Source organism: Lacticaseibacillus parahuelsenbergensis (assembly GCF_030770265.1).
GTDB classification, from domain to species: Bacteria; Bacillota; Bacilli; order Lactobacillales; family Lactobacillaceae; genus Lacticaseibacillus; species Lacticaseibacillus casei.
The window spans coordinates 2254314-2280657 of the sequence record NZ_CP132482.1; the positions used below are offsets into that span (position 1 = coordinate 2254314).

Below are 26344 nucleotides of genomic sequence, written 5' to 3' on the forward strand. Positions count from 1 at the left end.
TAATCATAGCGTATTCCCTTGATAGATGCCAACTGCATACCGTTCGCACGGACAGTCAAATCGGCAAATTCCTTGCAGCCCAAAGGCGTACGCCGACTTTAATTTAACGCAAAATAAAAAGACCCGCCAGTTTCAGCGAGTCTCAAAATAATCATTATTTTAGAAGTCAGTCGGGTTAACCTTGATACCAGGCGCCATGGTGGACGTCAGGGTCAGGCTCTTGATGTAGATACCCTTCGTACTTGCTGGGCGTGCCTTTAAAACGATGTCGTTCATGGCTTTGAAGTTTTCAAGCAGCTTGTCAGCATCGAAGCTCTTCTTGCCGATTGGGGCATGGATGATACCAGCCTTGTCAACACGATAAGCAACCTGGCCGGCTTTGATATCATTGACAGTTTTGGCAGTGTCCATGGTAACGGTGCCGGTCTTCGGGTTAGGCATTAAGCCTTTCGGGCCAAGTACCCGGCCCAAACGACCAACCTGGGCCATCATTGGTGGTGTTGCAACCGCAACATCAAAGTCCAACCAGCCGTCTTGAATCTTTTGTACCAAATCTTCGGCACCAACAATGTCAGCACCGGCGTCTTCGGCAGCCTTGGCTTGGTCGCCTTGGGCAAAAACAATGACCTTCGACGTCTTACCGGTTCCGTTTGGCAGCACAACTGCGCCACGGATCTGTTGGTCAGCCTGCTTTGGGTCAACGTTTAAACGATAGGCAACTTCAACGGTTTCGTCGAACTTGGCATAGTCGATTTTCTTCAGCAGATTAACCGCTTCTTCAGGGGTGTAGTGCTTGTTTGAATCAACCGCTTTAGCAGCCTCTAAATACTTTTTACCTTTTTTAGCCATTCTGGGTTTTCCTCCTTGCAAATGTGGTCACTGGGAGATCAGTTTTCTCCCTTCCACCTGATTACCTCAGTTTTCACTGAGAATCCGAACAGTGCGTCTTAGTCTTCGACTTCGAAGCCCATCGAACGAGCCGTTCCTTCAACCATGCGCATAGCCGCTTCAACATCGGCAGCGTTAAGGTCTTGCATCTTTGTTTCGGCGATTTCCTTGACCTGAGCCTTGGTTACTTTAGCAACCTTCTTGGTATTCGGTTCGCCGGAACCATGTTCAACACCAGCAGCTTTCTTCAAAAGAATTGCAGCCGGCGGGGTCTTGGTTACGAAATCAAATGAACGATCTTCATAAACCGTGATGACAACCGGGATAATCATGCCGGCTTGATCAGCCGTACGTGCATTGAAATCCTTGGTGAACCCCATAATATTGATACCGGCTTGCCCAAGTGCAGGGCCAACCGGAGGAGCTGGGGTTGCTTTCCCAGCAGGAATTTGGAGTTTGACAATGTTTGCTACTTTTTTAGCCACGAGACATACCTCCTTAAGTCCGTGATGTGGTTATGATGGCCAGAAGTTTTGGCCTCCCACGCGTATGCTGAAAACATACTTAAGTAGCGTAGCACGCTGTCTCGTAAAAGGCAAGTAAGATTCAGTTTGGGAAACACCCCGAATGGCTTTTCACAGCCACGGCCAGCCGCGCTTTAAATACACCCGCTTAACGCATTCAACAACAATTAGGTAAGTCAACACGATGAGCGCCGCCCCCGGCCAATATCCAAGTGGCAACACCGCAAAGTCAAAGGCACGATGCAGCGGCGAGAGGATGAGGAACAACCCCACCAACAAGGCCAGCATGGTCGACAGGATGACGATGGCCGATGCCGGAGACCGCCAAAACGGGGTTACCCGCGTCCGCAAAACGTGCACGACTAATGATTGGGTGAACAGGCCGACAACAAACCAGCCTGCTTGAAAAACATGCTGTGCCGGCAAACTGGCCGCATGGGCGCCAATTCCGAGCCCAAACCATAAGAATAGGAACGTTGTGATATCAAAAAGCGAACTTAACGGCCCAAATGTCAACGTATATCGCAACAAACCCTTAGCGCGCCATGGCGTCGGCTCGGCTAACGTGGCATCATCCACATTGTCCCAGGGAATGGTCATTTGCGACGTATCGTAAATCAGATTTTGAACCAGCAGCTGAATCGCCAACATCGGCAAAAATGGCAGAAAAATGCTGGCAACCAAAACCGAAAAGGCATTCCCAAAATTCGAGGCGTTCGTCATTTTAATGTACTTCATGGCGTTGGCATAGACCCGTCGTCCTTCAAGAATGCCATCCTCAAGCACCAGCAGACTTTTTTCTAATAAAATAATGCCACTTGCGTCTTTGGTGATGTCCGCAGCCGTATCCACACTGATGCTGACATCGGCTTCGCGCAGTGCGGCGGTGTCATTGATGCCATCGCCCATGTACCCTACTGTGTGTCCGGCTGCCCGCATGGTTTTAATAATCCGCGCTTTTTGCAACGGGCTGAGCTTCACGAACAGATCCGTCGACTCGACAGCCTGCCGTAATGCCTTGTCGTCCATGTTCTCGACATCATTTCCTGTGACAACAAGCTGATTGGCAATGCCCACTTCTTCGGCAACATGTTGCGTAATAATGGCGTTATCACCGGTCAAAACTTTCACGCGAACGCCGTGGTTCCGCAATAAGCCAACCGCTTCTTTGGCATCCGGTTTGGCTGGATCCAGAAAGCCCAGAAAACCGGCGATCACCATATGCTGTTCGTCAGCGGTCGTATAAATTTCCTGTTGATGGACATCCTGACGGTAGGCCACCACAATCATCCGCATCCCCTGACCACTCATGGCCGCGTTTGTATGTTGAAGTTGCTTGAGCCGTTCCGGGGTAATCGGCAGCACCTCGCCATGCAGTTCGACCCGATCACACACCGCCAGCATTTCCTCAAATGCCCCTTTGGTGATCATCCACTGGTGGTCCTCGTTAGCGACAACCACCGTGAGTCGCCGGCGCTCAAAGTCAAACGGAATTTCATCGATTTTGGTTAATCCCGCGGGCAAATCCGCCAAAATCGCCTCGTGCTCATGCGCGTAATTCACCACTGCCGTATCCATCAGGTTGTGCCACCCGGTCTGATAATTGGCATTCATATACGCCATCCGCAGCACCGCCGGATCAGTGGCCCCAGTCGCGTCGACGTACCGCATCACGACCACGCGATCTTCGGTAATTGTCCCGGTTTTGTCGGTGAAAAGGGTATCGATGGCCCCGAGATTTTGGATCGCATGCAGTCGTTTCACAATAACTTTTCGTTTCGACATGGCAAGCGCGCCTTTTGCCAGATTGCTATTGACGATCATCGGCAACATTTCCGGCGTCAGCCCCACCGCAACCGCAATCGCAAAAAAGAACGCCTGTGACCAATCCTGCTTGGTGATGCCGTTGATCACGAACACCACCGGCACCAACACCAGCATCATGCTGATCAAAACCCGGCTGATGGCCCGCATCCCTTGTTCAAAACTCGTTGGCGCGGGTTTATGGCCGATTTGATTCGCCATATCACCAAAATAAGTGGCATCCCCGGTTTTCAAAATCACCGCGGTACCGGAACCGGAAATCACGTCCGTTCCCATGAAAACCAGATTCGGCGCATCAAAAAGACTTTGATCCGTATCTAAAGTGGCTTTGCCGGCCGTTTTCTCCACCGGCATCGCTTCACCGGTAAAAGACGATTGATTGACGAACAAATCATGCGTCGCAATCAAATAAGCATCAGCCGGAATCATATCTCCCGTCGCCAGCTGGACAATGTCGCCAGGCACGACTTCATCCATCGGCCGCTCCTGCGTTCGCCCGTCACGCGTCACCGCTGTCGTATTGGCAATCAAGGCAGCCAGCGCATGGCTTTCTTTTTGCGACCGATATTCCTGCCAAAAGTGAATCGAGACGGAGAGCGTAATCATCAGCCCCATCATTCGGGCACCGTCATAATCCGCTGTCATGATGGAAACGATGCATAATAAAAGCAGCACCCAGACAAACGGTTCATTAAATGCTGCAAACAAAATTAAATACCACGGCCGCGGATGTTGGGTCACGACGGTGTTGGATCCCGTTTCTTCCAGACGATCGGCGGCCTCGGCAGGCTTCAGACCTGCTTCACGGGTTCTCAGTGTCGCCAGAACCTCCTGTGGCTGTTGCTGGCTATACTGCATCAACGCGGCCGTTTTTTCCTGGGTGGAAGCGTTATGCCTTGTTATGGTTTTCTTGAACATCATCTCTTGTTATATAAAATGTGGAAGCATGCCGCTTTGGCATTAATAAACTTTTATATCGTTCCTTTCTTGATTGAGTGGCTGTCTTCATTAAGCCTCGTGATGACGCAAGGCCGGCCAGCGGACAGATGGTTTCCAGAAAACATTTGTCAGCTAGTCATGAATACATTTCGCTATTTTCACGATGATAACCACATGAGCACCTTCCACTTAATTATTGCGTTCATGTCTTCGTGGGTGCTTCGTCACTATTATCTTGTTCCATAAGCCGCTTGTTCTCACCTCTTTTTGTATGCCTGGCAAAAAAATCACGAATCATTGCAGGCAATTAGCTTTACTCAAAGAATAACTTGACAGTAAGATGGTTGTCAAAGATAACTAAAGTAGCATTGTTGTCAGGAAGACCCTTTTGGAGGAAAAATTAATGATTTCTTCAGCATTAGCCCAAGCTGCCGCGATTCGTGCCGGCGCCATTACCAGCGCTGACTTAATCGATGCGGCAGCCGATAAAATTGCCAAGCTCAATCCCAAACTGAATGCCATCACCTGGACAAGGTTTGCGGCTGCCAAACACGATGCCGCGCAACTGAAAGACACCGGCCAACCATTCTTGGGTGTGCCGCTGGTCTTGAAAGGTCTGGGGCAAAACTTCGCCGGTGCACCAGCCACAGCCGGCAGTCGGCTATTCAAAGATGCCAAAGCTACCAGCACCAACAACTTTGTCAAGGCATTACAGGCACTGGGTTTTGTGATTATCGGCCAAAGTAATGTACCGGAGTTCGGCTTCAAAAATATCACTGATGCTACGCTTTACGGTCCGGCTCGGAATCCATGGAATCTGGACTATTCGCCAGGTGGCTCTTCCGGCGGCGCGGCGGCGTTGGTCGCGGCTGGCATCAGTCTGCTTGCTGCCGGATCTGACGGTGGCGGTTCGATTCGAATCCCCGCTTCTTTTTCCGGCTTAATCGGCTTAAAACCTACCCGTGGTCGCGTGCCGACCGGGCCGGGTGAGTGGCGCGGGTGGCAAGGTGCTTCCATTAACTTCGCCTTGACCCGCACCATGGCTGATACTGAGGCCTTACTGCGCGGACTGGCAACGACCCAGTTAGCCGCACCGTTTAATGCGCCACCGTTGCACCTCGAAAACGTCAATGACCCGCGACCGTTAAAAATCGCCTACACCACGCAATCGCCTGTCGGTACGCCGGTTAGCGCCACGGCGGTCAAGGCAGTCAAGTTAGCCGTGGATGCGTTACGGGCGGCTGGGCACACGGTTGTTGAAGCGCAGCCGGATGTGGATGGCACGGCATTAATGAAGGCTTATTATTTGATGAACGGCGGCGAAACCGCGGCCATGTTCCAAGCCTATACCGAGCAATCCGGCCGCGCGGTCACTGCGGAAGACGTCGAACCCGTCACGTGGGACATTTATCAAGCCGGATTGCACACGACGGCCGCTGATTACAGCCGTTCGCTGGGCGTCTGGGATCAGGCAGCCGAAGCTTACAGTCATTTCCACGACAGCTATGATCTGCTGTTAACGCCAACGACAGCCAAAACGGCGCCGCGCATTGATGCCGAGTTACAATCACCTGCCATCGTCGATAAAATGAAACACGCAGCCGATCTTGCGCCGGATGAGCAAAAGCAGCTCGTCTGGGATTTGTTCGAGCCCAGCCTCGCATACTCGCCGTTCACGCAACAGGCCAACTTAACCGGCGCCCCGGCCATTAGCCTCCCCACTGCTATATCACCGGACGGCCTACCGCTGGGCATTCAGTTTGTGGCTGCCAAGGGTCGCGAAGATCGGTTACTGCGGCTTGGCTATTGGTTCGAGCAGCACAATCTGCTGCAAATGTATCCACTAATCGAAGCTAATGATTCTAAATAATAATTCCGCGAAAATGTTCTTAGTTTAATGAATGGCGAACAATATAGAAAAGTTTTAGACCATAAATTCCGAGCCGTGCCAAACTCCGCAATCTCCGGCCAGATGGGGCTGGAACGCTGTGGGCACGACTTTGAACCCGCAAAAACCGCGGTTTCAAAGCTCGGCCTTGGTCTAAAACGGGAAAACCGCCCGTTTAAGACCAACTTCACAGCTGAGCCCCATCTGGCCTACGATTGCTCCGCTTTGGCACTAACATCTTAATTAATCCTTCCGAACTATTTTCAGGGAAAACAAAAGCGCACTCTTATTACGAATGCGCTTTTGTATTGTCACCGGTCGTTATGACCTTGGCACTTTTTTGTTATCACCCATGCACTTACTTACTCTTCACTTCAGGAACGCCTGCCTTGAAATTGACGTAACGAGCTAATGCGAAAAGGTAATCAGATAGCCGATTGCTGTATTGCAAAACCACCGCAGTAACAGTCTTATCTCCCTCAGCCAGCAGATCCAGCGAGCGCTCCGCCCGGCGTGCCACGGCGCGGCCATATTGCAACGCTGCTGCCAGCGGATGGCCGCCGGGTAACACAAAAGCGGTGATGCGCGGCACCTGTGCCATCATGTCATCAATCGCATCTTCCAGTGCCTTGACATGCGCTTCGGTAATGGTGTGGTGCCGCGGTACCGCAACGTCAGCCAGTAACTCATAAAGTTCCCGCTGCCGGTCTTCCAACGCCTGCGCAAGCCAATCAAACTCCGGCGTCGCCGTTGCCTGCGAAGCGACATAGCCAAGCCATGAATCAAGCTCGTCCAAGTCGCCCAATGCAATAATTTGCGGGTCATATTTCGGCACTTTCTTGCCATTAATCCGTTTCGTGGCACCGTGATCGCCGACTTTTGTGTAAAGTTTCATGACTAGTCCTCTTTTCCGTAAGCGCGTTATCCGCGGTTAAACCGTTTCAACCCTTGCTGCAACACCACCAGAACGATTGGGTAAAAAACAAGATTACCGATCGCATGATAAGTATCAAACAACAAACCACTGATATAATACGCCCAAAAGCCCAGCCCATTCAAACTGCCGATCACTGCCATGCCTAGACTGACGACAAATCCATAAAGGTACCCAAGTAACCCGGCTAAGCCGATTTGGAGCCAGAGCAGGCGCCGGACGACCGGCAACATCAGCACGATTGCCTGCAACACGAGCATACAAATCATATAAGCCGCGATTTGCGGCAGCGTCCACAAGCCAAATCCTAAAACAAGGTTGGAGACCACCAGCGTACTGACAGTTAAACCGAGTCCCCAGCGCAGTCCGAGTAACAACGTCACGACCATCAAAATATCTGTCATTGGCTGAACATTGGGAATCGGCACTTTAACGATCCGCAAAACCGTGCACAAAGCCGTCAATAGACCAAGCAAAGCCACCGCCCTAACAGGCGATGGCTTTTTGGCTGACGTTGGCAGCTTCATTTGGTAACACTCAGGTCAAAAACGACTTTATCGTGGTTCTTGACCGGTTGCGTTGTGGCGCCTTTTTTCGCCATCTTGCCATTGATGGTGTATAGCCAGTAGGTCTTCTTGGCAACATTTTGCTTCTTGCCGGCAATCTCAGTGATAAACCCTTTCGAAGCCTTGACCGACCAACCTTTTTTCAGACCGGTCATCACCACTGACTTTTTCGGTTGGGTAATCTTTTTCTTGGCAAACGCCTTGCCATTTTCCTTCAGCTGGTAAGTGACCACAATCTGATTCGGCTTGCTGCTGGATTTGGCAGCGCTGTTCGAACTGTTGCTGCAACCAGCCAGCACAAACATTACTGCAAAAAAGACAACCAGTGAACGTAAAGCTTTCTTCAACATAACCTTCAATTTCCTCCGCATTTTTTACTTAATCGGGCAAGCGCCGCCAGCACAATCCGTCTGGTCAACTAATTCCAGATCCTTTTGATCATGATTGGCATTTTGGGCGGCAAAAACAGCTGCGACCGATCCGTGAATCTTGGCGCACTTTTGCGTATAGGTGTCAGCATCAATCGGCTCTTTTGGCGCCTGCTTGAAACCTGAACCAACGTACGGCAACATGGATGTTGACTTGATCACGTGCCGATACTGTGACAACAAGCCGGCAATCTGATCGGCTTCTTCCGGCTGGAAGGTGACCGTGCAGCTGACCGCATTATCAGACCAGTATGTCTGCAAGAATGCTTGGGTCGCAATCTGTTCGGCAATCGAAACCGTTCCGGCTGAAGCAAATGCCGGATCGTCAGCGTGCGCCGCGCGAATCGGGAACTCGACGACCATCGTGTTCTTGGTGTAAACATCCGGCTCAATATGATAACCGCATGCTTTCAAAGCCGGCAGCAACGGGTCGTTGGCCTGGAACCGAATGCGCTGAATCAGGTAGCCGGCATAATGGAAATGCATGCCTTCTGAAACCCCTGCCAGCTTAGCAACGGTACCGGATGGCTTAACCGTGGTGTGTTTGCGGGAAGGCTCACAGCCCAATGCATCGGAATAAGCCTGATCCGCATCAACAACCGCGTGATATAAGCCATCCACCGCTTGCTTGATTTCCGGATTATAAATCGGCTTCTCAAGCATTTTACCGGTGTGCGGATCCACAACCGGTTCAAATCCGGACACGACGCGATGACCGAAATCATCCAGGAACCAATCCTGAATCCCGGACATCGAAATGCCGATACGGCGATTCTTCCTAATAATATCACGGGAAACCTGCCAGTCGTAATTGCTGAAGGTTACTCGCTTGGCATAACGCGTTGCCAACGCAAAGGCCTGCTTCAATTTCCAACCTTGTTGCACCGCAACGACCGGAAAGAGTTCAAACAAGTTGCATGGTTCACCATTGGCCAACGAAATCTCGCCACATGGGTTGGTGCCTTCCACATCCGGATCGTTAGCTGCATTTTCACCATCGACAATCCGGCCGAAGCGGCGTGATAAATCGAGGTTCACAACGCCCGGTTCACCGTTTTTGGCAATGGCTGTCGCAATCGGTGCATAAGCGTCAAACTGCGTATCAATCGCGACACTGTTGTTAGATGCCCAGCGGTGATGATAAAGCTTTTTTTGATCCTGCTTCATCGTGATGAACGCGTCATCATCGGCCGAGCCTAACGACATTTCCGCGGAACGCCGCACATTGCCGGCCACCACTGTCTTGCCGATTAAGTTGCCGATATCCGTGGCGTCAACCGCGGTCAACCGCTGGCCAACCCGCGCATTGAGCACCTTGTTAATATCCAGCAACATCTCGACTAATGGCATCGGGCCGGAAGCCGTGCCGCCAAAGCCATGAATCCGCGCGCCTTTTGGCCGAATCCGACTAATATCCAGCACCAGTTTGGTCTGACCACTAGGATTAGTCGTCGCAAAATGATGGTCAATCACCTTGGCGTTGGCTAAAACCCAGCCTTCACGGGTATCAGGTAAAACGTAGCGATCATTATGTTCGGCTGCATGCGCCTGTTCCCAGGCTTCGCGATCAACCGCGCCCATTTTCAGCGATTCCGCGTAGCTAGCACTGCTGCGATCAATCACAATCGTCAGGTCAACGGCGTTTGCGACCGGCGGCAACTTGGCAATGTTGTCTTTGGTGACGGAAAAACCGACGCCGCCGCCTTTCATTAATTCATCAAACATAAAGGAATACGGCATCGAGACAGCAGGTTGGTCAGCCGAAAAATCCGTTGGCACGATATGCGACTCACCATAGGGTTGCGGGCGAATGGCAATAAACCAGCAATTATTCAAGGCATCGCCATTACGCTTTTGATAATCGGTTCCGGAAATCCACAGATTGCGGCCAGATGGCGTGCCGGCCAACCCGTATATAAGCTTGAAAAGATTCCGTGCCTCTTTTTGCAGTTGGTCCACGACTTCTGAATCGGGATTGGCTGTATGTAACCGCGGATCAAGGTTAATATTCCCCTCAACCACTCGTTTGACGGTTTCATCCCAATTCTCGGTCCGTTGTTGATCCGGCAACCACCGGGCATAGGTCCGCTTATACGTGACCCACCCCAGTTCGCCCCAGTGTGGCTTAATTTCTTTCTTGACCTCGGCAATAAAATCAGGTGCCAAGGTGATCGGTTTCATCATAACTTGCATAGCTGTACCTCCCGTATACAAGATATGGTATAGCCAAACGAAACCAATATCAAGATATAGATTAATCAATAACAAATTGTTAATGTCGGCAACCACCTGCCCAACGCGGGATGCACGGCTTTTTAAAAATAATGGCGAAATTAAAAAATCGCCAGCGCAAGAAATCGCTGGCGACATCTGATCTATCCGTGGTTTTAAAAGACCGGTCCGACATACGGCCGCACTAACACATGGTCCAAATCAAGACTTTTAAGCTCGGCCAAATCATTCACAAAGCAGGTAATCGACCCTGCCAACATCAGATTCATTTTCATCTCGCCAAGCTGAAGCGCCACGATCGGCATATGGTGCGCATAGGCGTACCCAATTTCAAACGCCGTTCCCGGATCGGGGTTCTCGCCGACATAGTCCAGAATGGCGACTAAGACCGTTGAGCGGTGCAGTCCCTGAATATCTTCACCAAACACCTGCCGCTGCCACCCTGGCGAGTTCGGCGTTAAGCCCGCCTTGTTCGTGTCATCGCGCGGTGAAAAAATGGCGGTGACCGATTCATTTGCATGCAAAGCTGCTACAACCTGATCAAGCCGCTCAATCTGAGCAGGATCAAAAAACGGTGCAGCCAAATATACTTCTGCCATGTTCATTTCCTCCTGGGCGGCTTCTGTCCGTAAATCTTTAACTCAGCAACACCTAAAAATCGCGTTGGCGCTGCCATAAATATTCGGCGATATCATGATCCACCAACCGATTCTCGTGCAGTAGACTATGGGCTGCCCGCGGTCCGCGAATCACAACCTCGGTATAGTCTTTGATCCGATCCTTCACCAAATACCGCACGGCAAAGCTGCTGCTGATCGCCACCTCACCATCGTGGCGCCCACCTAACATCAAATCGCCGGCAATATTCAACCACCGTAAGTCTGTCGGCAAGTTGGCAATCGAACGTTGAAAATACTGATAGATCGGCGCTGTGTGCTCCGGTCCTTGACGGGTCAACGGCCAATTAAGAATCGGCGAACGCCGCGCAACCTCCACATCATTCATCGGTGCGGCAATCGTCACCAGATTCGCCACCGGAACAGCAGGTTGGCTCAACAAATACAGTGCTGCTGTTACGCCGCCCATCGAATGCGCGACCAAATTAACCCGGGTAAACGCCTGTTGCGCCTGCAAAGCAGCGATCACATGCTTCAACCCGCGCAACTGGGCAGCGGGCCGCACCGTTTTGTCCGTATACAACACCTGAACGGCAGCGTGATGATTTAAATTCAACTGCCCGCGCAAATGAACGCTGCTATCCGGGGCGACAATCGCCACGACATCCTTACTTAAGCCATAACGCCGCTGCATACGCCACAACATATGGCCAAACGAATACCGTGTTCCCAGATGTCCGGGAATAAACAACGTCGGTGTCGGATCCATCACGAGCGGCACCGGCGCATAGCCAGTCCGCGCCAATAGAAAATAGTCGGTCATCACGCCCACAACGACAATCACGCCCAGCGTCACAAGAATCCAGAACCAGCCGCTCATAGGCGTTACCTACAGCTTGTCGACTTGATCAAAGTCCAGTTCGGCGGTTACTTCACGGTCAAACATTTCCGTAACAACTTTCAACTTCATCTTATCTTTATCAACCGCCGTCACCTTACCATGCATGCCGGTAAAGGCACCATCGATAATCGTCACTGGCTCGCCCACATCAAACTCAACGTTCTGATGGCGCGTGCTCATGCCCATCGAGTGCAGCACACTGGCAACTTCTTCCGGCAGCAATGGTGCTGGTTTTGAACCGGCCCCATGCGAACCGACAAACCCCGTAACTCCCGGCGTATTCCGGACCACAAACCAAGACTGATCAGTCATGACCATTTCAACCAACACATAGCCAGGAAAAGTCTTTTTCATCTCAACTTTATCCTTACCATTCTTTTGTTCATGTTCCTCTTCTTCAGGAACGACCACCCGAAAAATATAATCATCCATATTCATACTGGTCGTCCGCTGTTCAAGGTTCGTCTTCACCTTATTCTCATAACCGGAATAAGTGTGCAACACGTACCAATGCTTCTCTGCCGATGTTACTGTTTCAGCCATAATGCGTCTCCTTTTTGTGTTTTGAGTCAAAATAAAAAACCGTCATCGAAGGCGGTTTTGCGCTGCTCATAGTATAGCAAAGATGAAGCGGTTTGTCAGGCTTTAATACAAGAACGCCTGAAAGATCATGTTAATGACCCAATCAACCGCCGCAAAATAAATGGCAAAGATAATGGAAGTCATGATGACGGTAAACGTATCACGCCGTGTCTGTTTCGCGGTCGGCCACGTAACAGCCTTCATTTCCGCAAAAACACTTTTGATAAATTTCATCAGTCTGCTCCTTCCATTATTACTTGGTTTCTTGGTGAACCGTTACCCGGCCACAATGTTTACAAAATTTTCTTAAAGTTAACCGTTCCGTTCGCTTCGGGTTTTCGGGAACAAAATAATTCCGTTGCCCACAAACCGAACAAGCTAAAGCAACTTTCTTTACTGACATCTTGTTCCCTCCAGTCACGTTCAATATGATACCAAGATTATGTTTGAATAGCAAGCAGTGCCGGCTTCTAGTCAATCTTTAGAAATATTCGTCAAGCGCGTACCCACCGCACATAATTCGATCTTTGAAGATCCGGCATCATATAAAACATCAAGCCAAAAGCTATTCTAACCGGTTCACACTGGCCACTTCGCCTCAACCTCTTGTAAGACGCCCAGTTGCTTCAAAAGACCGACCGGCAGCGGCAACTTTATTTGAAGTGCACCACCTGCAGATCCAAAGCGTGGCCCGATACGGCTTTGCACAGCCACCAGACCATCAGCACCCAGACCGGCTTGGCGCATAAACTGCCTGATTTTCTGCGTGAGCGCTGGTTCTGCGTTTTGAATCAAGTTATCCAACTCCGAAAAGTGCTGAATAACCTTGTATTGATGATATAAGGTAGGGTTCTCGACATAGGGTGATGCCCGCTGCTCATAGTTAAAGGGTTTGCCATCTATGACCGGGAAAACATAAACCTCATCTTCGTTCCCGAACATATCCACCAAATCGCCGGGTTTGAGTTCAATTCGGCCTATCACAGCATGACCAGCAGCCAACTTCTTAGACGTGAACACATTCCGATTTAATCGGACACTATCTGAGCCCGGGTTGAGCCACAAATAGGCCAGATCATCCGTCTGCTCAAAAATCTTTTGTAGCCCGACAAAAGTGATGGTGTCAAAAAAATTCCGCTGGTGAAACGGCATTAGATTCTGACCGGCATCAGTGTATGCCATCAAGAAAACTTCGCCCATTTGATCAGTTTGAACGAATAAATGTCCTTTCTCATTCACGTCTACGATCACTTTATCGCGTGCTTAAGCCAACTGATAACCTGTTCAATGCCCTCTGCATTTTGAGGAAAGTTAAAAAAATTTGTTGGCGTCTTATGCTTTTTAAAACGATCGAAAAATCCCATTGTCTGCCTCCTTTGCTAAGAAATTTCTCAATAACTCGAAGTACCACCGCCACCACCAAAACTGCCGCCGCCGAATGAATCTCCGCCGCCACTGCCGCCTCCGCCGAAAAAGCCGGTGCCGGGGTCGGAATTAGCAGATTTGGAGAAGCCTGCCTTAATCGCTGCGTAGTACCAATCAGCCTCGTGGTTGCGGTACATTGATGTCAATCGATAATATTCATCGCTACCGTCTGCGGATAAAAATTCCGCATTAGTGGTCGCACCATACGCGAAAGCCATATCCATATAATCCGGCCTTGGCTGACGAGACTGGCGAAACTCATAAGCAGGATCTCCTTGCTTTTTTGAAGCGATCCTGTGCTTCCGCAACTTAACGAGCAGATTATCCTTTGCGTGTCGCTGATACTGCTTATTCGAAATCATTTTTTGCCACTTAGTCTTAGCGACCTCTGCCAGGGTATTTTCAGCTGAAGAGTCCAGCATTGCAGCAAGACTACGATCATCGCCAAGCTCCGGAAGAACGCTTCGCAAGTCCTGACAAAATTGACGAATCAGCGTATTCAGCCGCAGATGGTTTAGAACAAACTGGCGAATCTCCTTTAGCCATGATCCAAAGCCGCTAATCGGAACGACCATCTCGGCGATAGCCAGCAACAAAAGCGGCTTTTTAACAATAAGGAATCCGATATTATTAAAGAAAGCATCGATCATTGAAAGGTGATCCGCTAACACCCCTGGTTGCCAAAAATGCAACAGTGATCCCAAAGCAAAGTATCGATTCACAAGCCAAAACAGTATGAACCACCACCAAGTAACCGTGAAGAAACAAACTAACTGATAAAACAATATCTGTAGTGGGTTTAACAGCCACGGTTCCATAGCCCGCTTATTTTTAAACGATAGCGTCCCAACAGGCGCCTGGGCCATTGCCCTGCCGGTAATCTGATTGAATACCCGCCCCGGCCAAAGCTTCCCGACAGTCCACTGGTGCCAGTGCTGCAAATACATGCTGCTTTGTTTGAAATGCCAATCAGTTCGAAACTTATCATCGCAAAATTGTTCCGGATTAATTTGACCGAATGCAAAACTCAAATCGTAATAATCCGGCACCTTAAGCTTGTCGATATCCCCAGAAGCCGTCCTGGCCGATGCGATGAGTTTCTCCCTAAGAATGAGCTTGGCATCAATAATTTCAGCACCATTGTCAATAATCGCGGCTAATGGCAACTCAGGATCTATCTTTTGCATATCCTGTATATAGTGTTGAATCAGTGCATCCAGTTGCAACCGATATACCCACTTTTTCCCCGATTTACTATAACCTTCTATAGTAAATACCAGGATCACCATACCGATATACAACGTGACAAATCCGACACCATCTTGTTGTGTGCCGTCATCTTCATCCATATCATCGGTATCATCACTGTTAGTCCGAATCAATTTATCCAGCCGCTTTGTGACCAATCGAACGCCTTGATCAAAATGGCCACTCCTGAAATCATTCTTGACTGACTCATCAACGACCTGCTCGGTTGCTGCATCAGGGATTTGATCCTCCATGCCATACCCGACTTCCAACCGTGTCTGCCGCGTGCCCTTGTTAATTAAAAAGACGACGCCGCTATCGTGATCACGATCACCAACCCCCAGTCTTGATGCCACGTCAATCGTATACGTCTCGATTGATTGATCATCTGGAATCTTGTTCACCGTGATAATCATCAGCTGTGGTTTTTTGGTTAACTGTCGATAATCCTCGTTCTGTGCATGGATAGCTTCCTTCGTCTCATCAGACAGCAAATGAGCATTATCAGAGACAAAAATATTACTAGGATCAATGTGTACCCCATTGGTCACATAGGTAGGGATACCCTCAACCACGATCACGATAACGGCCGCTATGCCTACTAATACGCCGAGATACCGCATAAAGAAACTGACTAGTGGCATCGTTTTTCGCTGCCGCTCAGTTAACACATAGTCTGACATTGGCACCGAGTATGCTGGCAAAGATTGTTTGCCCCGTTTTTTTCGTTCTGCTTTTGCCATGTGCCTTCCCTCTCAATTTTTCATTCATGTTTTAGCCAATTTCATGTCTGCGTGACACGCCGTCTCTGACTCAAAAAACTAGATGTCAGCACCACCGCCACCGAAGTCGCCACCGCCAAAACTACTGCCACCGCCATCAGAGAAACCACCACCGGAGAAGTCACCACCGCTAGATGAGCCACTGTCAAAGAAACCACCACTACCACTTGAACCAGAAGACTTAAAGAATATCTTATAAAGAACAATGGCCATAGCTGACAATAAGTCCAAAAGCATGAGACCCTGAACGAGTATAAGGTTTCTGACTGCTTCCTGTTCTGAATATTGACGCCGACGCGGTGCCAAGATAAACCAGTCTAACGGCATCATCAGGACAAGAAGAATCATCAGAACATTTTTCAGAATCGGATTCATGCCCGAAGTGCCTTTTTTGCGCGTATGATATTCTGTGGTAATAACAGCTTTAACGTCTGAGAGCACGGCTCGTAACCCTCGATTGATTCGTGCTTGATTATGAGATTTCAAATCACTTCTATATGTGTTCAGAATGTCAAGTGCCATGGCATCTGGCAACACATCTTCGACACCGTAGCCTGTTGATATTCGGACATTGTTTTTGCCATTGTTTTGGGCAAACAACAAAAATACGCCATTGTCTTTATCTGCATCGCCAATCTTCCACTCGGATCGATCCAGCAACTCATCAGTCCAATATGCAATCGACTCGTCATTTGTAGTAGGGATCGTCATAAGGACAATTTGCGGATTGCCTTTGATTGGTGATTTATCTGAATTTAAGGGATTAGCCGCTTGCACCTGATGCTTAGTGGTTTGATCCAGAATGCCGGCATAATCATAATAAAACCTGCCCAAAGTCGGGTGCAGGCTATCAACTGAGTCTGTTGCTTCGTCATAGGAGCTGGTGTCTTCCTGAGAGGAGCTAGCGCTTACCTGAGAGGAATCGGTGCCGGCCTGTGAAGAATTGGCCTCTGTTTGCGAAGAAGCGGCCTCTGTTTGTGAAGAGACGGTGCCGGCCTGTGAAGAACTCATACGTGCCTGAAAAGAAGCATGCGTTTCAAGAAATTGCTCGTGCCAGGCGGATTCTTCTTTGTCAAGAGACGCAATCTGTGTTTGATCAAATTGGGACACTTTAATCTGACTATCAGCTCTTGATTTAGCATCATTTCTTTTTATGTATGATATGAACGAGAACAAACAAACAGCGCACACAATTAAACCAACAATAAACCTTGTAATATCGAAATCTTTTCTCACATTATTGACACGTTCGCTATAAACAATTTTTTTCTGAACGCTATACGCCATCCTTTTCCTATGTTTGGCGCGTTCCGCGTAGGTTAATTTTCTTTTCTTGTTATCGTCTTTCATTGGATTTCCTTCTTTATGGTTCGTGCCTAAAACCTGTTCATAGAAACAATCAATCGCCGGTAGGATGCAGTGGCACCATCATGTCCTTACCTTAACCATCCGTAAGAGCATTGGCCTTAATAGTAGCTAACACTTACCAAGGTCAACTAGAACACTAACCACCTGGCTGGTTTACTTACCAAGGTCGGTAGCTGACCCTTTCAGCCTCTTCAAATAATAGGTAATCGACTCTTGATTTTGCGATTTGAGTCCGTTTCTGCTCCGTGGTTAGCGAGCTGTCGGCATTCGCTTTCTTTAAAAGCTTGAGGTCAATATTCTGCCAACCCGTACCTTTTGCAAAATGGGGCAATCTTAATCTCAGAAATGATAACGGATCGGTGGTTGCGGCGAATCCGGCCGGTCATCATCCGATTGTTGTGTCACTTTTTTAAAGAAAGGCCGACGATTTTCACGCCAGGCAATTTTGAGCCCAAAAACTTTGGCAAACCACTTTTGAGAGTGATGATGAAAGCTCATCAAGACGAAAAGCAAGAAAAACAACGAGAAGAGAAATAGGGGTACATCTTTGTTTTCCAATGTTATCTGCACGAACACCGATCCCATTATGCCAATAAACCCGAGCATAAATGCATCGGATAAAGCCCATATAAGTCGCAACACGTTTTCGGAACGTGTCATTTTTTTACGATCATTGATATACTTATCGTCGTTAGAAATGAAAACAGGACTCGATACTCCTCGATAGATTGTTCCTTCTGGCAAAGCATGATATCCCAAATAGTAGGCACAGTAATAGCCAATCTCAGTCATAGCTTGCCAAACAACAGGAGCAAAGAAAAGGCCAATACCAGAACTGCCTTTAGAGATGATTAAAATACACAGTACTAATACTGCAGCTTTCGCAATAAACCATACAATGAATAAGAGGGTTAATGTTATTTTTGAGACTCGCGGCGATTTCAGATCATGCTTAGCCATAACAATCCTTTCTTAGATCCTAGAAAATTCGAAACAAGGATCAACACCTTCAAACCTGTTGATAGATCAAGTACTTCGCATCATCCATAAAATTCTCGTAGGTAAAATCCACTGAATATAAGATGTTGTTGGACTGATAAAGTGCTTTAATCTGCGGCCCCAGCTTCGTAACAATCTCGTGATTATTCGGGCTATCAATGTAGACCAGATAGCTAAATTCATTATTTGACTGCATCAAGCCGAAATAGATTGCCGCAACGCTGCTGTCACGCCGAGCATAGTCCTTCAGTAAATCAATAATCGGCTTTGGTGGGGTTGCAGGTAAACCGATATTGATAGCCTCTCCTTCAGAAAAGGTGTGCCTTGGCGTAAAAAGTGAACGGTAAACTTGGGCACTATCAGAATGCGGATTTAACCAAAGGTAGGATAAGTCTCCATTTTCTTCAAAGATTCGTTGGAGCCCTTCAAAAGTCATGGTGGCAATGACATCGCCTTTTTTAAGCATCGGCTGAATTTGACTGACATCGGTATAGGCATTCAAAAACAAGGCACCTTGTCCGTCTTTGCCAATCTTCATCTTGCGGTCATGGCTTAAAACCAGAATGATTTCATTTGCCTGCTTAAGCCAATCAATGACTTGCTGAAACCCTTTTTCATTCCTAGGCCCCTTAAAAAAGTTCGTTGGAGCAGTTTGCTTTTTGAAGCGATCGAAAAGTCCCATTGTCTTCCTCCTTTGACACATTTACTGTTCAATTCCTGCGACAGCTATCATTAGTAGTGGACGAGATGCTTCCCCTTCAGCCCTGCGCCTTGGCTGTTGTCGCAAATCTGACCCTCTTACTTGGCGGTGTCGTGACAACGATACTGATAACGGCAACCAATAACGCAACTTGTTGAATCCCTGTCCAAAAAAGAGTTGGCATGAAAAAGTACCCAAATGCGAAAGTAAGGCTGCTAAGAATGGCAAGCATCGAGCCAGTAACCGAACCAATCCCACGCTTTGAGCGAATTGTGGTGATGAGCGTATAGACCGCGAGGCCGATCAACAGGATGATGGCAATTGAACTGAACAGAAACTTACCCGTAAAGTAAGGAATGGCTTGGCCTTGATCAACATAGGGCAACGTCCAGCGGCTTAAGTGTATGATCGGGTACAGCGCCACGATCATCGTGACAGCGACGATGATGTTATCCCTTAATGAAACCTTCTCAGTAATGGCGGTTCGTTGCCACCGAAGGATAATATCGAGTATTAAATAGGTCAGCCCGCCCAAAAACATTAACAGAGGGATGATAATCGTGATCCACACCGGTAAAAGAGCATCTTCATAACCATTGAGACTCACAACAATGTGCCAAACCAAGCTGAAAACAAACAGGAGGCCTCCGATTCCGTCCGTTAATCCGCGTGCCTTCCCCAGAAGCAGAAGAACTAAGTAACATGCAAGTCCGCCCCAGATAGCGAGAAATGACATGATCAGGCTGAACATTGTGTTAACTTGAATAAATGAGGTCCCGAATAGAAACAGGGGCGCGACAAGCAAGACAATGCGGATGATGTTGTTCCAAATTTTTGATTGCTTCATGTATAAAACTTCCTTTTTTGTTGGCATTTGCCTTCAACTAGTTGCCGGCCCGAGACGCTTATCCAAGCGAGCGAACCAAACTGCGTACAACGTAATCATTAGACCTATCATGAAAATTAATTTGAGCTACGTTGTTAAATCCATATTCGTTCCTCCAAACGTTGGCATGCCCAAACCTTCGAATTTCCAAATCTTACCAGGCAAATCGCCGACATTGTTCTTCTCCGCCTACTTGTTGTCTTTTCCTAAGTGACTTTAAAAAACCATACCGGTCATTGCCGCCAACAAAATGGAAGCAACTGTTCGGAGTGCCACTAGACCGACAAAAAACCAATAAACATATGTAAACCACATTTGTGAGGCCTTTTTGTCAGGATTCTCTGCCACCTTTTTCCGCCACGTTGGATACAATGCGATAACAAGAGCAATGAGAATAATAAGTTCAATCCATTTATATAAGTCCATGTTTTCCACCATTCCTTTTTTCAATTCAAGTGTGTTCAAAAATAGCTATTCTTGCACAAGGTCCTGTACAAATCTAGTTAAACGGTTGCCAAGCTTCGTTGCAATGTATGGATATGCCACAAAAGAGACTAGAAATACCGTTCCCCAAACTGCTCTATTTTGAAGAATGATTCCTGACACATAGTAAAAGCTGCAAAATGTGAGATAAACCAATGCTGCAAAAACGTAAAAGACCGTACGTACCCAAATAAAAAAAATGCCCGTTGTTCCAAAATATCGAATGTGCATATCACGTTTTTTTCTTAATTTTAAAATGGTCAGCCAGCTCGAGACGATTCCTATCACTAATGGAACAAAGACCATGAAGCACCAAAAAATAGAGAAAGAAGGTTGTCCTAGTTTCCCCGTAAAGAAGTTTAATCTTTTCGTTAAAGGAAATGCCACCCCAAATGGTACAAATGAAATAACCAAGAACGAAATGATGAGTAAGGTAATGGCTTTTCTCTTGCTTATTCTATCGTTTATCACCATTACTGACGTAACTGGGAATGTAAAGAGACCCAAGATACAGTAAACCGCCAAAAGTACAAAAAAGCTTGACTCAGAAGCTATAAATTCTGTCATTTCATCCTCCCAATTATTCTCCTGAAATAGTACTAATAGCTTTGTCCTCACCCTTATCTTTAGAGACTTTAATAGCTGACTGGAAAACCAACTGGTTCCCAAAGCCATGAATATGCCTGAGCATAGAATTAGAGACGCTATCATCTATGTTCTGGTCAATATACTTTTTTCTTCCCTCTTCTGCTGTAACGATCCCGTAATCTTTAGCAACTTCCCATCTGACCTCAGCCATGTTTTGTTTTGCCGTTTCTGTCAACTGAGGGAGAATATGGGCATCATTGGAAAGCGATGCAGACCGGTGTATGGTTCTTATGTTGTTTTGAGCCGAAAAGATTGCTGTCTGGGTTCCTATCCTGGATCCATCAGCCTCCTTCCATAACTTGTAGGTTTCAAGCACGCTCTCTTTGCCATACTTCTCACTCCTCCCAACCAGACACATAGGTTTCTGCTATCATCTGGACACCATCAACTCGCAGTGTTGCTCCTGATTCGGTTTTCATCACGTGTTCGCACTTTATAGATGGGCTTTCGTTGATTGCTTCTGCTCTCAGTGGCTTGTAACAGTGCAGTGCAATTCAACATAACCGCAATGTATCACCAGTGAAACTTAATGTGTAAAATGCTCAGGCCTTTCCCTTACTAACATCTTTAGGTAACCTCGAAACGAGCGAGGGGTAAATCTTATCGAAAGCCGTTTCTTCTTCGTCAGAAAAGCCTTTAAAGAAACAGTGGTCAATGTTCTCTTGGTTGAAGTAGATCATCTGGTCATTGAAGATACCTGCAGGATACAAGCAGGCAACGTAATCAAAGAACTCCCTGCCTTCGTCACCGTTAGTCACAACGCCTCGACCAATGATCATGACCTTCTGTGTTCCATCTTTGAGGGTTACAACTGAGCCTAATGGATATAAGTTTGACATTATGTCACTTCCTTTTAAATCAACAAAACAACAGTAAATAACTAATGATCTTCATTCATGGATTGATCCCGTTCAAGAGCCTTCTTCATTTCTAGCATTTATTTATAAGATCATTCCGTATCAGTCTTTTTCACACAGCTTTAGGTAAATAAACATAATAATCTTTATTAATTGCAAAGCTTATCAGTGATAGGTTTAACGAAAAGAACAGAATTACGGAATACAAAATCAGGTTTAGCAAATCAAAACTGATATACATTAAAATGAGACCCAAGATAATAACACTTCCTATACAGATAAGAAATGCGGCCAACTTTATAAAGAAGATCCTCAGATTTATTTGTTTTAGCTGGAAGCGAATATTCCGCGGCTCCTGTAGTCGTCCGATCAAGGATTCCATCCTTTCCCGTCTCGAAGTCATCAACTTTACTTTTGCGAATACCAGGAGCAACAATATGAAACCCAAGATGGACATTCTTAAACTTTGAGGAATGTCAAACGTGAGATATTGCCTAATAAAACGATATCCAATAGTTATTGTTAAAACAAAGGGCACTCCAGTTACAATTTTTCTTGGAGTTGGATTGGGATCCTCAAGTTTTAGTTTGTCTAATTGTTCTTTCTTTAATGGATAACTTTTTCTCTTAACATATCCGTCTCCAAATGGGCTGAACCAATCTTGCGCTTTTGCTTCTAAGTCTATAAGATAGCCTGTATTATCTGGCAACTCAGCGACTTTATAACGATAATTTCCAACAAGATTCCTTATTGTTACTTCCATTACTTTCACATCCTTGCATATTTCTTATATCGGGTTAAGCAGAGAGCTTACGATCTGTTGGCGTGGCAACAACGCCAACATGCAACCGAACGTATGCTGAAAGACCTCTTTTTCATACTTAAAGTGGCTTTATCAGATATTGCAACTGTGCACCGCGATCAGTTAGTTGTTTGAAACATCGTAAGCAGTACTTGGACGCTTCTGAAAAAAACGCAGATAATGTTATTAGCGATTTTTTTAACGCTTGTTGTTGTTCTCGGTAATCCACCGCTAGGTTAAAGGTAGCGAATTGATCGCAGTATATTGGCAGTGAAGGTAATTCATAGCCTCCAAGGTTTCGAACCCATTTAAAGATTAAATCACTTTGAAATTTGATATTCAGAGTTTTGAGTTAAAGAGAAAAGGGAAAAGTTGATCAGGAAATAGAAGAAAAAAACGCCCAGCGACAAGATTACCACATCAAAAGTCCATGATAATAAGGAATACGTACAGAATAAAACTGCAATGATACAAAACAACAGCATAAATAGCTTTGCACGAAAAACTTTAGGGTTATGCCCTTTAAACTTTACATGTGCGGTCGTTAGCTTTTGTAGCGATCCTATTTCTGATTCTATTTTCCTGCCGTTTTTTATCATCATAAATATTTTGAGGCCAACCGCAAGTATGCAGGATATAGCTATGACTATAATGCGCTGGTGTTCCGATAAATTTATGCTTATATATCGACCAACAATCCGATAGACAACAGCCAAGAATAGTCCGATAGCTACTGAACTTCGGGGAAACGCAGAGTTATATTTAATTCCAACGGCACCAATTTTCTTTACTTGATCTTTATCTAAAATAAAACATTTTCGTTTAATCAAGTGATCCCCGAAAGGACTGAGCCAATGCTGAACCTTTGCTTCCAGATCCACTAAATATCCAGTTCCATCTGAATTTTCCGCCATCTTATAACGGTAGTTACCTTTGATGGTCTTGATCTTTACTTCTTCCATTTGTATGCCCCTTTAAAATAGCAATTGCTCAATTCTTACCAATACGATTGGATATACGTGCCGTTTTTTAATTTTAAAAGTTTACTCAGCATTGTCGCAACTGGCTTGGATGTGAACAAAAGCATATTTTGTCACTTGTAATCGTGCATAGAAAACTCCCAATTAAGAGGCAAAATCATCGATGAAATAATAATTGTCGAAAAGAATATTATTGCAAATAATAAGAAAGAAATTATATTAACAGATGGCGCTAGAATCATAAATACAAACACAACTAATCCACCCATCATCATTAGCATAATGCCAAGCACCAGTGCAGTTAACTTCCACTCAGCTGGCGTAAACCGAATGAGCTTGCAGGCTTCCGGTTTCATAATAGCACCTGCATCTAGCGCCCCGTTTCTCGCCTTTTGCATATAATAAAAACGAACTAACGTAAGTAAGGTCATGATTAGCAGCATGACGACTATTTTTACTCCGACTCCTAATCTGACTGACAGAATATCATTTGTTTGACGAATAATTATAGTTAAGAGTGCGCCGAGTCCCACGGCTAAAGCCGCTGATCCGGTGCTTGTTTTCTTCTGATTCAGAAGCAGCTTTGCAGTCTTCTTTGAAATCGGATAGCATCGACGAGGAAAAAAGTAGCCATACAGATATATAAACCATGCAATTACCGGTAATCCCATATCAACTAAATAAAAATCTCCGGTATTTGTTTGAGCAATCTCATATCGAAAGTTCTTATAAATGACTTGAAATCGAACTGTCACAATGATTCCTCCCTGTAAGTGATATGACCTCCAGATTTCCGGAACTCATTGAAGATATTTTTAGCGCCATTATAGAGCCCATCAAATTTCTTTCCAAAGAATCTTGTTATATCTCTTGTCCCAAAATAGTTGTTTTTGTAAGCTTCTCCGTAAAACCATGCTGCGCCAACAGATAATGCAGCGGCGGCCCCAACCGCTATGACACCAGGTATGGAAGCTGCCGCTAAACCTGTAAAAGCTAACGATCCAACTAGGTAGCCTATTCCTGAAGATACACCATTGTAAACTACTGCTTGTCCTAAAGACTTATGGTGATTCAAAATATCTTCAGTTGTATTAATTCCAAAACCAGCAAGAGCTAGTCCTTTGCCTAAATATTTACCAACACCATCAAGAACCTTCCCTTTATCGACAGCCGCCTGCCCTATCCTGTACGCGCGCGTATTCGTATCATACGCAATTGAATCAGTTCTTAATCCAGTTGCATATTCACTTGTATGCATCTTAGTTTTACCTTTTGAAATAAAGTACTGACCTGACGCAGAAACTGGTCACCATAGTTCTCGACATGTTCATTTTCATAGAACTCGCGGCCTTTTCTAACCGCCTTGATCCACTTCTTCTTCCGGTCTATCCGCCGCATCTTCTCGATCTGCCGCTCCAGACCCCCCTGCTTCTGTTTGACATAAGTCCTAAAGCTGGTGGAGGAGGCCACACTCATCAACTTGGAACTCGAGAAGGCGTTGCAACGATGCCTTCGGCTTCCCCAGGTTTGCTCTGAACTTTACTTTCAATGTCATGAAGATTATCCAAAGCACCTTGCTGCGCCTCAAACTCATGCACCCACGTCTTCGTATGTTGCAGGACATCGTGTGTGTCGTTAGCTTCATGATCAAATACTTGAACCTCAGCATCAAAGGTATGGACCGTAAGCAGTTCGCGCAAGATTTCAAGATTGTCATTGCCTTGTCCTTTATCCATCAACGACTCCTCTTTTCATTCACGCCTGCCATAGTTTCGCGCGCATCCGCTTCATCATCGGCCTGCTTCTTATGCCCAACACGGCTCATCTTTTGGGTGTCTTGTTCCGCATATTCACGATAACGCTGGACTAATGTTTGAATCGTCTCTTGCTCGGTGTACAGATCCCGGAAATTTGACAGAGTTGTTTTCGAAATCGAACTGCCTTTTTCCGGCGCAATTGACGAGTTGCCACTCGATGCTTTGGCTACAACTGACTGCCATTCATCTGATGAATAACTGATTTTTCCTGCCATCATGGCACCTCCTAATCTGTCGCCAGTTCGGCAATCTGTTCAATTAACTGACCGATCTGACTGTCCATACTGTCGGCCTGCATCTCCAACTGTCCGATTGCACTGCTTTTAGAGGTACAGCTTCGTATTATGTCAGCTAATTTTATATGTCTTCCCAATAGAAAGTCCAGCCAACGATAAATTCAATGTAAAAAACAAGAATAGCATATAAAGAAAGAGCGCCATGATATCAAAGTCTAGTAGGACGATAAAGAGTGCAAGGGAAACAACGGCTCCCCAGCAAATGATTGCGCAGAACATCTTAAGCCAAAAATATTTAACATTATGTCCACGCAACTTAATGTAATTCACTCGCATTTTTCTTATGGGTCCTATTTCTTTCTCAATTCTTTTCTTTCTAGATATCATAAACTTAACTTTAAAGAGAATAAGAGCTAAAAATATCAGAGAAATAGTAGAAATGCGAAAAAGTGTAGGCACATTAAAAATAAAAATGGATTCGTTAATCCTATAGAATGTCATCACTGATAGCGTTATACCAATGGCAACACCAGTATAATCCTTTCCTTTCACAACAATTCCTGTAAGATTAAGTTTTTTTAATTGTTCATGGCTGAGCATATAACACTTCCTTTTAATAAACATATCCCCGAAAGGATTAACCCAATCCTGAGCTTTCGCTTCTAAGTCTACAAGATAGCCTGTATTATCCTGTAACTCAGCGACTTTGTAGCGATAATTTCCAACGAGATTTTTTATTGTTGCTTCCAAATCATTCACATCCTAATATACTTTTTAATATCGTTATCAC

The 26344-nt window shown here is 46.3% G+C and carries 29 protein-coding genes and 2 pseudogenes; 1 reads left to right on the plus strand and 30 read right to left on the minus strand.

Annotated features, from left to right (window positions below; translation table 11 throughout):
- Nucleotides 1–159: 159 nt before the first annotated feature.
- The 3 genes from rplA to mgtA form a co-directional block, all read right to left on the minus strand.
- Entirely contained in the window at nucleotides 160–849 is a 690-nt protein-coding gene (gene rplA / locus LACPH_RS10475) for a 50S ribosomal protein L1 (protein ID WP_306386859.1), read from the minus strand.
- Nucleotides 850–947: 98 nt separating this feature from the next.
- Complete coding sequence (gene rplK / locus LACPH_RS10480) at nucleotides 948–1373, minus strand: 50S ribosomal protein L11 (RefSeq protein ID WP_005688081.1); 426 nt, start codon at nucleotides 1371–1373, stop codon at nucleotides 948–950.
- Between the two features lie 150 nt (nucleotides 1374–1523).
- Nucleotides 1524–4154 carry a magnesium-translocating P-type ATPase gene (gene mgtA / locus LACPH_RS10485; RefSeq protein WP_306386860.1) on the minus strand — a complete coding sequence of 877 codons (2631 nt, stop codon included), beginning with the start codon at nucleotides 4152–4154 and terminating at the stop codon, nucleotides 1524–1526.
- 424 nt (nucleotides 4155–4578) lie between these two features.
- Here mgtA and LACPH_RS10490 point away from each other — a divergent pair, with 424 nt between their 5' ends.
- On the plus strand, nucleotides 4579–6045 hold the full coding sequence (locus tag LACPH_RS10490) for an amidase (protein WP_306386861.1): 1467 nt from the start codon (nucleotides 4579–4581) through the stop codon (nucleotides 6043–6045).
- A 62-nt stretch (nucleotides 6046–6107) separates the two neighbouring features.
- On the opposite strand, the pseudogene LACPH_RS14310 reads toward LACPH_RS10490, so the two are convergent.
- The 27 genes and pseudogenes from LACPH_RS14310 to LACPH_RS10620 form a co-directional block, all read right to left on the minus strand.
- Nucleotides 6108–6295: pseudogene (locus tag LACPH_RS14310) on the minus strand (hypothetical protein); the annotation flags it as partial.
- 126 nt (nucleotides 6296–6421) lie between these two features.
- On the minus strand, nucleotides 6422–6958 hold the full coding sequence (locus LACPH_RS10495) for a cob(I)yrinic acid a,c-diamide adenosyltransferase (protein ID WP_306386862.1): 537 nt from the start codon (nucleotides 6956–6958) through the stop codon (nucleotides 6422–6424).
- Nucleotides 6909–7524 (minus strand): annotated as a pseudogene (locus tag LACPH_RS10500) (ECF transporter S component). The gene LACPH_RS10495 and the pseudogene LACPH_RS10500 overlap by 50 nt, the downstream one beginning before the upstream one ends.
- The gene (locus LACPH_RS10505) at nucleotides 7521–7910 is read right to left on the minus strand and encodes a DUF4430 domain-containing protein (RefSeq protein WP_306387707.1); all 390 of its coding nucleotides are present in this window, start codon (nucleotides 7908–7910) and stop codon (nucleotides 7521–7523) included. Before LACPH_RS10505 ends, LACPH_RS10500 begins: the two are co-directional and overlap by 4 nt.
- Before the next feature lie 27 nt (nucleotides 7911–7937).
- Nucleotides 7938–10184 carry a ribonucleoside-triphosphate reductase, adenosylcobalamin-dependent gene (nrdJ, locus tag LACPH_RS10510; protein WP_306386864.1) on the minus strand — a complete coding sequence of 749 codons (2247 nt, stop codon included), beginning with the start codon at nucleotides 10182–10184 and terminating at the stop codon, nucleotides 7938–7940.
- Between the two features lie 194 nt (nucleotides 10185–10378).
- Nucleotides 10379–10822 (minus strand): nucleoside 2-deoxyribosyltransferase, encoded by a 444-nt coding sequence (locus LACPH_RS10515; protein ID WP_306386865.1) that lies wholly within the window; start codon nucleotides 10820–10822, stop codon nucleotides 10379–10381.
- 52 nt (nucleotides 10823–10874) lie between these two features.
- Nucleotides 10875–11720: an alpha/beta fold hydrolase gene (locus LACPH_RS10520; protein ID WP_306386866.1), complete on the minus strand. Its 846-nt coding sequence runs from the start codon at nucleotides 11718–11720 to the stop codon at nucleotides 10875–10877.
- Between the two features lie 9 nt (nucleotides 11721–11729).
- Nucleotides 11730–12284 (minus strand): transcription termination/antitermination protein NusG, encoded by a 555-nt coding sequence (gene nusG, locus LACPH_RS10525; protein ID WP_025013288.1) that lies wholly within the window; start codon nucleotides 12282–12284, stop codon nucleotides 11730–11732.
- A gap of 102 nt (nucleotides 12285–12386) precedes the next feature.
- Nucleotides 12387–12557 carry a preprotein translocase subunit SecE gene (gene secE / locus LACPH_RS10530; protein ID WP_010492112.1) on the minus strand — a complete coding sequence of 57 codons (171 nt, stop codon included), beginning with the start codon at nucleotides 12555–12557 and terminating at the stop codon, nucleotides 12387–12389.
- A 19-nt stretch (nucleotides 12558–12576) separates the two neighbouring features.
- Complete coding sequence (gene rpmG / locus LACPH_RS10535; RefSeq protein WP_075760979.1) at nucleotides 12577–12726, minus strand: 50S ribosomal protein L33; 150 nt, start codon at nucleotides 12724–12726, stop codon at nucleotides 12577–12579.
- A 176-nt stretch (nucleotides 12727–12902) separates the two neighbouring features.
- Nucleotides 12903–13523 carry a glycohydrolase toxin TNT-related protein gene (locus LACPH_RS10540; RefSeq protein ID WP_306386867.1) on the minus strand — a complete coding sequence of 207 codons (621 nt, stop codon included), beginning with the start codon at nucleotides 13521–13523 and terminating at the stop codon, nucleotides 12903–12905.
- A gap of 191 nt (nucleotides 13524–13714) precedes the next feature.
- On the minus strand, nucleotides 13715–15739 hold the full coding sequence (locus tag LACPH_RS10545) for a TPM domain-containing protein (protein WP_306386868.1): 2025 nt from the start codon (nucleotides 15737–15739) through the stop codon (nucleotides 13715–13717).
- A 78-nt stretch (nucleotides 15740–15817) separates the two neighbouring features.
- A complete protein-coding gene (locus LACPH_RS10550; RefSeq protein WP_306386869.1) occupies nucleotides 15818–17128 on the minus strand; it encodes a TPM domain-containing protein in 1311 nt (436 codons plus the stop codon).
- Between the two features lie 357 nt (nucleotides 17129–17485).
- A complete protein-coding gene (locus tag LACPH_RS10555) occupies nucleotides 17486–18106 on the minus strand; it encodes a hypothetical protein (protein ID WP_306386870.1) in 621 nt (206 codons plus the stop codon).
- A gap of 49 nt (nucleotides 18107–18155) precedes the next feature.
- Nucleotides 18156–18827 (minus strand): enhanced serine sensitivity protein SseB C-terminal domain-containing protein, encoded by a 672-nt coding sequence (locus LACPH_RS10560; protein ID WP_306386871.1) that lies wholly within the window; start codon nucleotides 18825–18827, stop codon nucleotides 18156–18158.
- Nucleotides 18828–18903: 76 nt separating this feature from the next.
- Complete coding sequence (locus tag LACPH_RS10565; RefSeq protein ID WP_306386872.1) at nucleotides 18904–19692, minus strand: hypothetical protein; 789 nt, start codon at nucleotides 19690–19692, stop codon at nucleotides 18904–18906.
- Between the two features lie 255 nt (nucleotides 19693–19947).
- Nucleotides 19948–20196 (minus strand): hypothetical protein, encoded by a 249-nt coding sequence (locus tag LACPH_RS10570; protein ID WP_306386873.1) that lies wholly within the window; start codon nucleotides 20194–20196, stop codon nucleotides 19948–19950.
- Nucleotides 20197–20202: 6 nt separating this feature from the next.
- A complete protein-coding gene (locus LACPH_RS10575) occupies nucleotides 20203–20781 on the minus strand; it encodes a hypothetical protein (protein ID WP_306386874.1) in 579 nt (192 codons plus the stop codon).
- A gap of 13 nt (nucleotides 20782–20794) precedes the next feature.
- Nucleotides 20795–21178 (minus strand): hypothetical protein, encoded by a 384-nt coding sequence (locus LACPH_RS10580; RefSeq protein ID WP_306386875.1) that lies wholly within the window; start codon nucleotides 21176–21178, stop codon nucleotides 20795–20797.
- Between the two features lie 226 nt (nucleotides 21179–21404).
- Nucleotides 21405–21701: a DUF4176 domain-containing protein gene (locus tag LACPH_RS10585; RefSeq protein WP_306386876.1), complete on the minus strand. Its 297-nt coding sequence runs from the start codon at nucleotides 21699–21701 to the stop codon at nucleotides 21405–21407.
- A 130-nt stretch (nucleotides 21702–21831) separates the two neighbouring features.
- Nucleotides 21832–22482 (minus strand): DUF443 domain-containing protein, encoded by a 651-nt coding sequence (locus LACPH_RS10590; protein WP_306386877.1) that lies wholly within the window; start codon nucleotides 22480–22482, stop codon nucleotides 21832–21834.
- A gap of 359 nt (nucleotides 22483–22841) precedes the next feature.
- A complete protein-coding gene (locus tag LACPH_RS10595) occupies nucleotides 22842–23483 on the minus strand; it encodes a DUF443 family protein (RefSeq protein ID WP_306386878.1) in 642 nt (213 codons plus the stop codon).
- A 131-nt stretch (nucleotides 23484–23614) separates the two neighbouring features.
- The gene (locus tag LACPH_RS10600; protein ID WP_306386879.1) at nucleotides 23615–24256 is read right to left on the minus strand and encodes a DUF443 family protein; all 642 of its coding nucleotides are present in this window, start codon (nucleotides 24254–24256) and stop codon (nucleotides 23615–23617) included.
- Nucleotides 24253–24759, minus strand: coding sequence for a hypothetical protein (locus LACPH_RS10605; protein WP_306386880.1), 507 nt, complete (start codon nucleotides 24757–24759; stop codon nucleotides 24253–24255). Before LACPH_RS10605 ends, LACPH_RS10600 begins: the two co-directional genes overlap by 4 nt.
- 217 nt (nucleotides 24760–24976) lie before the next feature.
- Nucleotides 24977–25237, minus strand: a complete 261-nt coding sequence (locus LACPH_RS10610) for a hypothetical protein (protein ID WP_306386881.1) — start codon at nucleotides 25235–25237, stop codon at nucleotides 24977–24979.
- Complete coding sequence (locus LACPH_RS10615; RefSeq protein ID WP_306386882.1) at nucleotides 25237–25533, minus strand: hypothetical protein; 297 nt, start codon at nucleotides 25531–25533, stop codon at nucleotides 25237–25239. Before LACPH_RS10615 ends, LACPH_RS10610 begins: the two co-directional genes overlap by 1 nt.
- A gap of 132 nt (nucleotides 25534–25665) precedes the next feature.
- Nucleotides 25666–26304, minus strand: a complete 639-nt coding sequence (locus LACPH_RS10620) for a hypothetical protein (protein WP_306386883.1) — start codon at nucleotides 26302–26304, stop codon at nucleotides 25666–25668.
- Between the last annotated feature and the right edge of the window lie 40 nt (nucleotides 26305–26344).